Origin of the sequence: Enterobacter cloacae complex sp. 2024EL-00214, assembly GCF_043945575.1 — a bacterium.
In the GTDB taxonomy this organism is placed as follows: domain Bacteria; phylum Pseudomonadota; class Gammaproteobacteria; order Enterobacterales; family Enterobacteriaceae; genus Enterobacter; species Enterobacter cloacae_P.
This window is the reverse complement of record NZ_JBIMRC010000004.1, coordinates 163,927-176,031: the sequence shown is the minus strand read 5'-3', so window position 1 is coordinate 176,031 and position 12,105 is coordinate 163,927. Positions and strand designations below refer to the sequence as shown.

General features: G+C 53.9%; 13 protein-coding genes. 11 read left to right on the top strand and 2 right to left on the bottom strand.

The genetic code is table 11. The annotated features are described in order from the left end of the window. The first annotated feature begins 36 nt into the window (after nucleotides 1–36). Entirely contained in the window at nucleotides 37–1,278 is a 1,242-nt protein-coding gene (gene sstT, locus ACHHZ6_RS06500) for a serine/threonine transporter SstT (RefSeq protein WP_395121928.1), read from the top strand. A gap of 90 nt (nucleotides 1,279–1,368) precedes the next feature. On the opposite strand, the gene ACHHZ6_RS06495 is transcribed toward sstT, so the two are convergent. Next, complete coding sequence (locus ACHHZ6_RS06495) at nucleotides 1,369–2,856, bottom strand: UxaA family hydrolase (RefSeq protein ID WP_182272712.1); 1,488 nt, start codon at nucleotides 2,854–2,856, stop codon at nucleotides 1,369–1,371. A gap of 17 nt (nucleotides 2,857–2,873) precedes the next feature. After that, nucleotides 2,874–4,286 (bottom strand): glucuronate isomerase, encoded by a 1,413-nt coding sequence (gene uxaC, locus ACHHZ6_RS06490; RefSeq protein WP_196390527.1) that lies wholly within the window; start codon nucleotides 4,284–4,286, stop codon nucleotides 2,874–2,876. 474 nt (nucleotides 4,287–4,760) lie between these two features. On the opposite strand from uxaC, the gene ACHHZ6_RS06485 reads away from it, so the two are divergent. The 10 genes from ACHHZ6_RS06485 to ACHHZ6_RS06440 all read left to right on the top strand — a co-directional run bounded on the left by ACHHZ6_RS06485 (nucleotide 4,761) and on the right by ACHHZ6_RS06440 (nucleotide 12,033). Continuing rightward, on the top strand, nucleotides 4,761–6,059 hold the full coding sequence (locus ACHHZ6_RS06485) for an MFS transporter (RefSeq protein WP_182272714.1): 1,299 nt from the start codon (nucleotides 4,761–4,763) through the stop codon (nucleotides 6,057–6,059). A gap of 123 nt (nucleotides 6,060–6,182) precedes the next feature. Next, complete coding sequence (exuR, locus tag ACHHZ6_RS06480) at nucleotides 6,183–6,959, top strand: transcriptional regulator ExuR (protein WP_182272715.1); 777 nt, start codon at nucleotides 6,183–6,185, stop codon at nucleotides 6,957–6,959. Between the two features lie 344 nt (nucleotides 6,960–7,303). Continuing rightward, entirely contained in the window at nucleotides 7,304–7,966 is a 663-nt protein-coding gene (gene yqjA / locus ACHHZ6_RS06475; RefSeq protein WP_182272716.1) for a DedA family general envelope maintenance protein YqjA, read from the top strand. 2 nt (nucleotides 7,967–7,968) lie between these two features. Next, entirely contained in the window at nucleotides 7,969–8,352 is a 384-nt protein-coding gene (gene mzrA / locus ACHHZ6_RS06470; RefSeq protein WP_182272717.1) for an EnvZ/OmpR regulon moderator MzrA, read from the top strand. Between the two features lie 143 nt (nucleotides 8,353–8,495). Next, the gene (locus ACHHZ6_RS06465) at nucleotides 8,496–8,864 is read left to right on the top strand and encodes a DUF1090 domain-containing protein (protein ID WP_182272718.1); all 369 of its coding nucleotides are present in this window, start codon (nucleotides 8,496–8,498) and stop codon (nucleotides 8,862–8,864) included. 29 nt (nucleotides 8,865–8,893) lie between these two features. Beyond that, complete coding sequence (locus tag ACHHZ6_RS06460; protein ID WP_182272719.1) at nucleotides 8,894–9,199, top strand: YqjD family protein; 306 nt, start codon at nucleotides 8,894–8,896, stop codon at nucleotides 9,197–9,199. 1 nt (nucleotide 9,200) lies between these two features. Beyond that, complete coding sequence (locus ACHHZ6_RS06455) at nucleotides 9,201–9,599, top strand: phage holin family protein (RefSeq protein ID WP_182272720.1); 399 nt, start codon at nucleotides 9,201–9,203, stop codon at nucleotides 9,597–9,599. Beyond that, on the top strand, nucleotides 9,596–9,892 hold the full coding sequence (locus tag ACHHZ6_RS06450) for a YqjK-like family protein (protein ID WP_182272721.1): 297 nt from the start codon (nucleotides 9,596–9,598) through the stop codon (nucleotides 9,890–9,892). Before ACHHZ6_RS06455 ends, ACHHZ6_RS06450 begins: the two co-directional genes overlap by 4 nt. 690 nt (nucleotides 9,893–10,582) lie before the next feature. Then, nucleotides 10,583–10,975: a DoxX family protein gene (locus ACHHZ6_RS06445; protein ID WP_182272722.1), complete on the top strand. Its 393-nt coding sequence runs from the start codon at nucleotides 10,583–10,585 to the stop codon at nucleotides 10,973–10,975. A gap of 71 nt (nucleotides 10,976–11,046) precedes the next feature. After that, the gene (locus ACHHZ6_RS06440; protein WP_182918989.1) at nucleotides 11,047–12,033 is read left to right on the top strand and encodes a glutathione S-transferase family protein; all 987 of its coding nucleotides are present in this window, start codon (nucleotides 11,047–11,049) and stop codon (nucleotides 12,031–12,033) included. Nucleotides 12,034–12,105 lie beyond the last annotated feature (72 nt).

Genomic DNA, 12,105 nt, shown 5'->3' with positions numbered 1-12,105 from the left:
TCCGGGATGGAACACAATTTCACTTAGGAATTTTGTATGAGTACACAATCAAACGGCCTGTTTGCGCGCCTGGCGCAGGGTAGCCTCGTTAAACAAATTCTGGTCGGGCTGGTTCTGGGGATCCTGCTGGCAATGGTGTCAAAACCTGCCGCTGAAGCCACCGGACTGCTCGGTACCCTGTTCGTTGGCGCGCTGAAAGCCGTCGCACCGGTGCTGGTTCTGATGCTGGTGATGGCATCGATTGCCAACCATCAACACGGACAAAAAACCAATATTCGCCCAATTCTCTTTTTATACCTGCTGGGCACTTTCTCTGCCGCGCTGACGGCTGTTCTGTTCAGCTTCCTGTTCCCTTCCACCCTGCACCTGACCACCGCTGCGGGCGAAATCACGCCCCCTTCCGGCATCATTGAAGTGATGCGCGGTTTGCTGATGAGCATGGTTTCGAACCCCATTACCGCGCTGATGAACGCCAACTATATTGGCATTCTGGTCTGGGCAGTGGGTCTGGGCTTCGCGTTACGTCACGGCAATGAAACGACGAAAAACCTGGTCAACGATGTCTCAAACGCCGTGACCTTTATTGTCAAAATCGTCATTCGTTTTGCACCCATCGGTATTTTCGGCCTGGTCTCCTCTACGCTGGCAACCACTGGCTTCGAAACCCTGTGGGGTTACGCGCAACTGCTGATCGTCCTGATTGGCTGTATGCTGCTGGTGGCACTGGTGATTAACCCACTGTTGGTGTTCTGGCAGATCCGTCGCAACCCGTACCCACTTGTCCTGATGTGCCTGCGTGAAAGCGGTGTGTATGCCTTCTTCACCCGCAGCTCTGCAGCAAACATTCCGGTAAACATGGCGCTGGCTGAGAAGCTGAACCTGGATCGCGATACTTATTCTGTTTCTATCCCGCTGGGTGCGACCGTGAATATGGCGGGTGCGGCAATCACCATTACCGTGCTGACACTGGCGGCGGTGCATACGCTGAGTATCCCGGTAGACTTGCCGACAGCGCTGTTGCTGAGCGTGGTGGCATCGCTTTGTGCATGCGGTGCATCGGGCGTGGCGGGCGGTTCACTGCTGCTGATCCCACTGGCCTGTAATATGTTCGGTATCCCGAATGAAATCGCCATGCAGGTTGTGGCGGTGGGCTTCATTATCGGCGTGCTGCAGGACTCCTGCGAGACGGCGCTGAACTCGTCAACCGACGTGCTGTTCACCGCAGCGGCTTGCCAGGCGGAAGATGTGCGTTTAGCGAAGAATGCCCTGCGCGGATAAAAGCAAAACGGCAACGCAAGTTGCCGTTTTTAGTGTTTGCTCCCTCTCCCTGTGGGAGAGGGCCAGGGTGAGGGCATCAGCCCACACAGGCTACAGCGTCACACCACTCTTAAAGATCGCCAGCTCGCGGAAGTCGTTCTTCTCGTTACAGGTCTGCTTGCCGTTAGCAAATTCCACAATGATATCCACGAATTCGGTCAGCAACTGCGGCATCGCTTTGCCATGGATCAACTGACCGGCATCGAAATCAATCCAGTGTTTTTTCTTCGCCGCCAGCTCGCTGTTGGTGGCAATTTTCACCGTCGGCACGAAACCGCCGTACGGTGTACCGCGACCGGTACTGAACAGCACCATGTGGCATCCGGCTCCGGCCAGCGCGCTGGTGGCTACCGCATCGTTACCCGGTGCGCTCAGCAGGTTCAGGCCGTGGGTTTTCAGACGTTCACCGTAGCGCAGGACGTCCACCACCGGGCTGGCTCCCGCTTTCTGGGTGCAGCCGAGGGATTTCTCTTCCAGCGTGGTGATCCCACCCGCTTTGTTCCCCGGAGACGGGTTTTCGTAAATCGGCTGATTGTGAGCGATGAAGTACTGTTTGAAGTCGTTCACCATCATGACCGTCTTCTCAAACGTCTCTTCATTACGGCAGTGGCTCATCAGAATACGCTCTGCGCCAAACATCTCCGGGACTTCAGTCAGTACGGAGGTTCCCCCGTTGGCGATCGTGTAGTCCGAGAAACGCCCCAGCATTGGGTTAGCCGTGATACCTGAAAGACCATCCGATCCGCCGCACTCCAGACCAAACTTCAGCTCGCTCAGCTTACCCGGCTCGCGCTGGTCATGACGCATCACCTCATACAACTGGTGAAGCTGCTCAATGCCCGCTTCCACTTCATCATCCTGATGCTGGCACACCATAAAATGCACGCGCTCGGGGTCGAACTCGCCCAGCGTGTCGCGGAAGGCATCCACCTGGTTGTTTTCACAGCCCAGACCAATCACCAGCACCGCCCCCGCATTCGGGTGACGCACCATGTTTTGCAGCATAGTACGGGTATTGATGTGGTCGTCACCAAGCTGGGAACAGCCGTAGGTGTGGCTGAACAGATGCACGCCGTCGGTGCCTTCAGCATCGTTGGTTTCTTTCAGGAAGCGCGTCTGGATCTGACGTGCGATCCCATTGACGCAGCCCACCGTCGGGAGGATCCACAGTTCGTTGCGGATCCCCACGTCGCCATTGTCACGGCGGTAGATCTGCACCTCCCGATCCGCCGCCTGTCCGGCTTCCACCTGGAAGTCAGGTTGATAGCTATACTCGTCCAGATCGCTCAGATTGGTGCGGGTATTGTGGGAATGAATATGTTCACCCGGCGCAATCTCCGCCAGCGCATGACCAATGGGCAAACCGTACTTCACCACGTTTTCCCCTTTGGCAATGGGGAGCACGGCAAACTTATGCCCGCGTGCAATTGCCTGACGCAGCGTGACCGTCTGGTTCTCCACGGTCACGACTTCGCCTTCCGTCAGATCGGCCAGCGCGACGGCAACGTTATCCAGCGAATGGATTTTGATGTATTGCATATCAACCTCAGACAACCTTAGTTCAGTTCAATGGCGAAGTAGTCACGCGCATTGTTAAAGCAGATGTTTCTCACCATTTCGCCCAGCAGCTGGATATCCGCCGGGGCTTCGCCCGCAGCCACCCAGCGGCCTATCATCTGGCACAGAATGCGGCGGAAATATTCATGGCGCGTATAAGAGAGGAAGCTGCGGCTGTCGGTCAGCATACCGACAAAACGGCTGAGCAGGCCAAGCTGCGCCAGCTGCGTCATCTGACGTTCCATGCCGTCTTTCTGATCGTTGAACCACCAGCCAGAGCCGAACTGCATCTTGCCCGGCATCCCTTCCCCCTGGAAGTTACCAATCATCGTGCCCAGCACTTCGTTATCGCGCGGGTTCAGGCAGTAGAGGATGGTTTTCGGCAGCAGGTTTTGCTCGTTCTGTTTGCTCAGCAGCCTGGAGAGTGCTTCCGCCATTGGACGGTCGTTGATGGAGTCGAAGCCCACGTCCGCGCCCAACAGTTTGAACTGACGCTGGTTGTTATTACGCAGCGCACCAATGTGATACTGCTGCACCCAGCCGCGACGCGCGTATTCCCCGCCGAGGAACACCAGCACCGCCGTTTTGAACTGCGCTACTTCATGCTCGCTCAGGGACTCACCGGATAAACGACGCGCCAGGATAGTGTCCAGCTCGGCTTCGTTTGACTCCGCAAACAGCACCACGTCCAGCGCGTGGTCGGACACCTTACAGCCGTGCGCCGCAAAGTGATCCAGACGTTTGATCAGCGCGCTCTGCAAGTCTGCGAAACGACGAATATCGGTATCAGAAACGTCCGCCAGCTTCGCCATGTAGTCGCTAAAGGTGGCCTGCTCAATATTGAAGGCTTTATCCGGACGCCAGCTCGGCAGCACTTTGATATCAAAAGAGGTGTCTTTGGCGACCACCGCGTGGTGCTCCAGTGAGTCGATTGGATCGTCGGTCGTGCCCACCATTTTCACGTTCATCTGCTTCATGATGCCGCGCGCAGAGAAGGCGTCTTGCGCCAACAATTCGTTGCATTGCGCCCAGATGTCGTCGGCTGTCGCGGGCGAAAGCAGCTTGCCTGTAATACCGAACGGACGACGCAGTTCGAGGTGCGTCCAGTGGTATAGCGGGTTGCCGATGGTGTGTGGAACGGTTGCGGCCCAGGCATCAAACTTCTCGCGGTCGGTGGCATCACCAGTACACAGCCGCTCAGCCACACCGTTGGTACGCATTGCGCGCCATTTGTAGTGGTCACCCTTCAGCCAGATGTCATACAGATTTTTAAAACGATAATTTTCGGCAACCTGCTGCGGCGGTAAATGGCAGTGGTAGTCGAAAATCGGCTGGTCTTTTGCGTAGTCGTGGTACAGGCGGCGAGCAAATTCGGTATCTAACAGGAAATCTTCGGTCATAAACGGGGTCATTATCGTCTTCCTCTTAACGAGAGCGTCAGAAAGCTTAATGTTCAGATGCTGCAAAGTTATCACACCAATTTCCAGAGGCCGTAGTTTTTTTCGTGAGTCAGATCAATAAACGTCGACAAATAATTTACCCCTAAAGAGGCAAACCCGTCTGAAGGCCGCGCCATTACTGGCTTCCCTTGCACGTCAGAATGTCCCTACAAATATTCCAGCAATTGTGATGTCACTCACCTTTTAAAGTTGTATGACAAGTTATCTTTTTGCCGTCGCAAGATATAAGCCGACGAAATGCATTCCCGGTGTCAGATACACCGGACTTAACGGTACGGATACCAATTTATGCACGATGACTTATGCCAAGGTTCGGGCTATGCCGGTATTTTTCCGGTTACGCCCCTCCCGTTAACAGTCGCCCCTGGAAATGGTTGAGCGATTGCCGTGCTCCGGTGCGGAAATAACATAACGATGAGGTTTTACATGCGTAAAATTAAAGGGTTACGTTGGTACATGATCGCACTGGTGACCTTAGGTACCGTGCTGGGCTACCTGACACGTAACACCGTAGCAGCAGCAGCGCCAACGTTGATGGAAGAATTACATATCTCCACGCAACAATACTCCTACATTATTGCTGCTTACTCCGCGGCTTACACAGTTATGCAGCCTGTTGCGGGCTATGTCCTTGATATCCTGGGCACCAAAATCGGCTATGCCTTCTTCGCCGTAGCATGGGCGATTTTCTGCGGTGCAACCGCAATGGCAGGAAGCTGGGGTGGCCTGGCGCTGGCACGTGGTGCGGTCGGTGCAGCAGAAGCCGCAATGATCCCGGCTGGCCTGAAAGCCAGTTCCGAGTGGTTCCCGGCAAAAGAACGTTCTATCGCCGTCGGTTATTTCAATGTGGGTTCTTCCATCGGTGCGATGATTGCGCCGCCGCTGGTGGTATGGGCTATCGTGATGCACAGCTGGCAGATGGCATTCATCATCTCTGGCGTCCTGAGCTTTGCATGGGCAATGGCGTGGCTGGTTTTCTACAAGCACCCACGCGATCAGAAAAAACTGTCTCCTGAAGAACGTGACTACATCATTGGTGGCCAGGAATCTCAGCATCAGACCAACAACGGCAAAAAAATGTCTGTCCGGCAGATCCTGGGGACCCGTCAGTTCTGGGGGATCGCGCTGCCACGTTTCCTGGCAGAACCGGCCTGGGGTACGTTTAACGCCTGGATCCCACTGTTCATGTTTAAAGTTTACGGCTTTAACCTGAAAGAAATTGCCATGTTCGCCTGGATGCCAATGCTGTTCGCCGACCTCGGTTGTATCGTTGGGGGTTACCTGCCACCGCTGTTCCAGCGCTGGTTTGGCGTGAACCTGATCGTTTCCCGTAAAATGGTGGTCACGATGGGGGCGTTGCTGATGATTGGCCCAGGCATGATCGGCCTGTTCACCAGCCCTTATATCGCTATCGCTCTGCTGTGTATCGGTGGCTTCGCTCACCAGTCACTGTCCGGCGCGCTGATTACACTCTCTTCTGACGTCTTTGGCCGCAATGAAGTGGCAACGGCAAACGGCCTGACCGGTATGGCCGCGTGGACAGCAAGTACCCTGTTTGCTCTGGTGGTGGGTGCGCTGGCAGATACCATCGGCTTCAGCCCACTGTTCGCTGTGCTGGCTGTCTTCGACCTGTTAGGTGCGGTGGTTATCTGGACGGTGCTGAAAAGCAAATCAGCTGAAGAGTTGCAGGAAGAGTCCGTCGGAAAGCCGCTCACGCAGAGTTAGCGTTTCCCCCGGTAACGACAACACGAAAGCCGCCACCAGGCGGCTTTTTTCATGGCAAAATATGGAGACTGGTACGCAAAAGTGGTATAACAAATCATCCGTCGTACCCTGCCTGGAGCGCATATGGAAATCACCGAATCACGTCGTTTATATCAGCAACTTGCTGCCGAGCTGAAAGATCGCATCGAGCAAGGTGTCTATCTTGTCGGTGATAAACTCCCCGCTGAGCGCTTTATTGCCGATGAAAAGAGCGTGAGCCGTACCGTGGTGCGTGAAGCCATCATCATGCTGGAAGTGGAAGGCTACGTTGAAGTGCGTAAAGGTTCCGGCATTCATGTGATTTCCAGTCAGCCAAAATATTCCCTCGCACCGGATGAAAGTCTGGAATTCGCCAGCTATGGTCCGTTTGAGTTGCTCCAGGCTCGCCAGTTGATCGAAAGCAATATTGCGGAATTTGCGGCAACCCAGGTGACCAAACAGGACATCATGAAGCTGATGGAGATCCAGGAGAACGCACGCAAGGAAAAATGTTTCCGCGATTCAGAGTGGGATCTCCAGTTCCACGTACAGGTGGCTCTGGCTACACAAAACACGGCGCTGGCAGCAATTGTCGAAAAAATGTGGACTCAGCGCGTTCACAACCCGTACTGGAAGAAATTGCACGATCACATTGATTCACGCACTGTCGACAACTGGTGTGACGACCACGATCAGATCCTTAAAGCGCTGATTCGCAAAGATCCGCATGCCGCCAAACTGGCCATGTGGCAGCACCTGGAAAACACCAAACAGATGCTGTTCAACGAAACCAGTGACGACTTCGAATTCAACGCTGACCGTTACCTTTTTGCTGATAATCCTGTCGTTCACCTCGATACGGCATCCAGTCTGGCAAAATAGTTTCCTTCTTCGCTGGCAGGCGCATTGTTGCGCCTTCCGGTGCAGGTGGGTAAGCAAACATATATAGTGTCAGCCTTTGTAAATCCCCTCGCTCCCCTTCATGGCTTAAGCCAAAATCATTGCGCCCCATGCAAAATCTGTGACGCAGAACGTTGGGCTTTGTTACAATTAGATTCAATTTGTTTTTTTATAAGTTAGTGCTTGCTTACCCGCCATTTTTACAGGGAACAGTTCTGGCCACACACGATTGTGTCCGCGAGCGACCATAATGAAATCACAACAATGTCGCCGTGTTGTTTTCCCGAAGAACGGGCGTGACGTTAAACGATTTCCAGGAACACTGAATGGAACTTTTGACCCAACTACTGCATGCCCTCTGGGCTCAGGATTTCGAAACGCTGGCCAACCCTTCCATGATTGGCATGCTCTATTTCGTCTTGTTTATGATCCTGTTCCTTGAGAACGGCTTGCTTCCTGCTGCCTTTTTACCCGGCGACAGCTTGCTGGTATTGGTGGGCGTGCTGTGTGCCAAAGGGGCGATGGCGTTTCCGCAGACCATTTTCTTACTGACCGTCGCCGCAAGTCTCGGCTGCTGGGTGAGCTATATTCAGGGGCGATGGCTTGGCAACACGCGGATTGTGCAAAACTGGCTCTCCCATCTTCCTGCACACTATCACCAGCGGGCGCACCATCTTTTCCATAAGCACGGGCTTTCTGCACTGTTGATTGGCCGCTTTATTGCTTTCGTGCGAACCTTGCTGCCAACCATCGCGGGGCTTTCCGGGCTGAGCAGCACCCGTTTCCAGTTCTTTAACTGGATGAGCGGCCTGCTGTGGGTTGTGATCCTGACAACGCTGGGTTACGCACTCGGCAAAACCCCGGTATTCATGAAATATGAAGACCAGCTGATGTCCTGCCTGATGCTGCTGCCGGTTGTCCTGCTGGTCTTTGGTCTGATCGGTTCGCTGGTGGTGCTGTGGAAAAAGAAATACGGAGCCAGGGGTTAACAATGGTTATCTCCCGTCTCTCCCTGCGTCGTTTTTCCTTTGCCATGATTGTGCTGGTGATGATCAGCGCCATGCTCCTGATCTGGGCTGCGTTTTCACATCAGGAGTCTACGCTGGCCATTCGCTCTGTGAATCAGGGAACCAGCGCACCTGACGGGTTTTCTGTCTGGCATCATCTGGATGCCAATGGGATCAGCTTTAAGAGCATCACCCCAAAGGACGACGTATTGCTGATCAAGTTTGACTCCAGTGCGCAGAGTGCCGCGGCGAAAATCGTCCTCGACCGTACGCTGCCGCACGGGTATATCATTGCCCAACAGGATGATGACAGCCAGTCAACGACCTGGCTGTCACTGTTGCGCGACACGTCACATCGGTTTGGATAATTACCAGGATCCCGAATCTTTTCACTCACTTTGGTGATTACCCCGTTTACTTACTATGCTTAAGTACGCGGAGCACCCCTCACATGTTCTCCGCATCATTCTGGATAACGGCTCTCGCCGTAACACAATGGAAGGTTTCGATAATGAAATTCCGCATGACTCTGGCTCTGGCCCTTTTTTCTTTAAGCACGGCATCCTTCGCAAATTCTCTCTGTCAGGAGAAAGAACAGGATATACAGCGTGAAATCAGTTATGCCGAAAAGCATAATAATCAGCACCGTGTTGAAGGTCTGAAAAAAGCGTTGAGCGAAGTAAAGACCAACTGCTCAGACAACCAATTGCGTGCCGACCACCGGAAAAAAATCGCTGAACAAAAGGACGAGGTAGCGGAGCGCCGCCACGACCTGCAGGAAGCGAAAGAGAAAGGGGATGCGGAAAAAATTGCTAAGCGCGAGAAGAAGTTGAAAGAAGCGCAGGACGAACTGAAAGCGCTGGAAGCTCGCGATTATTGAGTTAACGGAAATCTCAACAGGAGAGAATCATGTCAAAAGATACGACCTCAGAAAATCTGCGCGCTGAACTAAAATCCCTGGCGGACACTCTGGAAGAGGTGCTGAACTCCTCTACCGATAAATCGAAAGAAGAGGTCAGTAAACTGCGCAGCAAAGCAGAGCAGGCGCTGAAAGAAAGCCGCCACCGTCTGGGTGAAACAGGTGATGCGCTGGCGAAACAGACCCGTGAAGCCGCTGCACGCGCAGACGAATATGTTCGCGATAACCCGTGGACGGGTGTAGGTATTGGTGCCGCAATTGGTGTGGTGCTGGGTGTCCTGCTCACGCGTCGCTGATATGGAAGATCCTCGTCACACACAAGGGCCTGCTAAAAATATCCTCGGCATCGGCCAGCGGATATTAACAACACTGGTCGGCATTGCTGAAACGCGCATTCGGCTGGCAGTGGTTGAACTGGAGGAGGAGAAAGCCAATCTCGTCCAGATCCTGCTGATGCTCGGGCTGACCCTGCTTTTTGCTGCGTTTGGTCTGATGAGCCTGATGGTGTTACTCATCTGGGCCATCGACCCTCAGTATCGGTTGAATGCGATGATTGCCACGACCGTGGTTTTGCTGACAGCGGCACTGATCGGTGGTATCTGGACGCTACGCAAGGCGCGTAAATCGACCCTCTTGCGTCACACGCGTCAGGAGCTGGCCAACGATCGCACCCTGCTGGAGGATGACAAGCCGTGAGCGACAACGTCGAACGCCAGAAACGCAAAGCACTGCTGTTAAGACAGATCCAACAGCAGCGACTGGATCTGTCAGCCAGTCGCCGTGACTGGATAGACGCCACGCGACCGCTCGATCGTGGCTGGAATACCTTCCTGAACCTGCGCACCTGGACGCTGGCCGGTACCAGTATCATGGCTATCTGGGGCGTTCGTCACCCGCGCAAGCTCATCCGCTGGACTCGCCGCGGCTTTGGCATCTGGAGTACCTGGCGTCTGGTGAAAGCCGCTATTCGTCAGCAACAACTGCGGTGATAAAAACAAAAAACGGTAACCCAGGTTACCGTTTTTTGTTTTTGCACCCCCTTCCTGTGGGCTGAGGGTTCCCCAGTAATTTTGTTCTTCTTAAGCAATTAAACTATTTCATTGAAATATAAGACTTATAGCGACTCCATGGTCCGGCTGAAAATCGCCGAAGCGTTTCCGTAAGGCCGGGGCGAGGCGCAGGGATGCGCCGAGAGGGCATTGCCTGCAGGGATGCAGGCTAATGCCCGACCCGAAGCCTGAAGGAATAAGCTGAGGGTACCGCGCAGCGGCGATTTTCCTGCCGGGAGCCCGGGTTGCCAGGGCGGTGGCGGTGAACCGCCCTGGCACGTTCACCTGTATCGTCGTTACAGAGTAGCAATCAACATAAAGTGAACGGAATAACCACTACTGCTTTATGTTCCCCCTCACCCCAGCCCTCTCCCTCAAGGGAGAGGGGGTATTCTGTGACAACCTGTAATTTGTGGGGATCCCTCAACCCTGTGGGAGAGGGTTGGGGTGAGGACACCCGCGCGCACGTTCCCTTACTCAATATCTTTGAAAAAGATTGACAGTTTTCCTTGCTAACAATTGTCATTCGTCACGTTTATGATTCTCTCCATCGACAGCAAAGACACGGTATCTACCCGAATTTGCACACAAATGAAGTTCAGCCGCTGATGTGGTTTCCTGGAGAGTAAAATGAAAAAATTAGAAGATGTTGGTGTACTGGTAGCACGCATTCTGATGCCAATTCTGTTCATCGTTGCAGGTTGGGGCAAAATCACCGGTTATGCGGGTACCCAACAATACATGGAAGCAATGGGCGTGCCGGGGTTCCTGCTGCCACTGACCATCCTGCTTGAGTTCGGCGGCGGCCTGGCAGTGTTGTTCGGCTTCCTGACCCGTACCACGGCACTGTTTACTGCAGGTTTCACCGTGCTGACGGCGTTCCTCTTCCACAGCAACTTTGCGGAAGGCGTGAACTCCCTGATGTTCATGAAAAACCTGACCATCGCAGGCGGTTTCCTGCTGCTGGCAGTGACGGGCCCAGGCGCATACAGCATTGACCGCGTTCTGAATAAGAAATGGTAAGCACGCTATAATCAATGAACAAAGCGAGGAGACATCTCCTCGCTTTTGCTTATCTGACGGAGGAAAGAAAAATGGGACAACTCGTAGACGGCGTCTGGCAGGATGTCTGGTATGACACCAAATCCACCGGCGGACGCTTCAGACGCTCTGTTTCGGTCTTCCGCAACTGGCTGACCGCTGATGGAGCCCCGGGTCCAGGTGGCGAAGGGGGTTTTGCGGCTGAGAAAGACCGTTATCACCTCTATGTTTCCCTCGCCTGCCCGTGGGCACACCGCACCCTGATTATACGTAAGCTTAAAGGCCTGGAGTCCTTAATTCCGGTTTCCGTCGTGAACCCGCTGATGCTGGAAAACGGCTGGACGTTTGACAGTGATTTCCCTGCCGCGACGGGCGATGACCTTTATCACCACGATTTTCTCTACCAGCTCTATCTGCGCGCTGACCCGCACTACACCGGGCGCGTTACCGTGCCGGTTCTGTGGGACAAAAAAAATCAGACTATCGTCAGCAATGAGTCAGCGGAAATCATCCGCATGTTCAACACCGCATTTGATGCCCACGGTGCCCGCGCCGGGGATTACTATCCGGTTGAGCTGCGCGATAAGATTGACTCGCTGAACAGCTGGATCTACGACAACGTCAACAACGGCGTGTACAAAGCCGGTTTTGCCACCAGCCAGGAAGCCTACGACGAAGCGGTCGGGAAAGTGTTTGAATCGCTGGGTCGTCTGGAGCAGATCCTCGGCCAGCACCGCTATCTGACGGGCGATCGTCTGACAGAAGCGGACATCCGCCTGTGGACTACGCTGGTGCGTTTTGATCCGGTGTATGTCACCCACTTTAAGTGCGATAAGCATCGCATCAGTGATTACATGAACCTGTATGGTTTCCTGCGTGACATCTACCAGATGCCGGGCATTGCCGAAACGGTCAATTTTGACCATATCCGCACCCACTATTTCCGCAGCCATAAAACCATTAACCCGACGGGCATTATCTCCATTGGCCCGTGGCAGGATCTGGATGAACCGCACGGCCGGGACGTCCGTTTCAGATAAATATTCAGGGCATCAATTGATGCCCTTTTTTAATTCACAATCCCCATCTATCCTTACTTTGATTGCTTACAA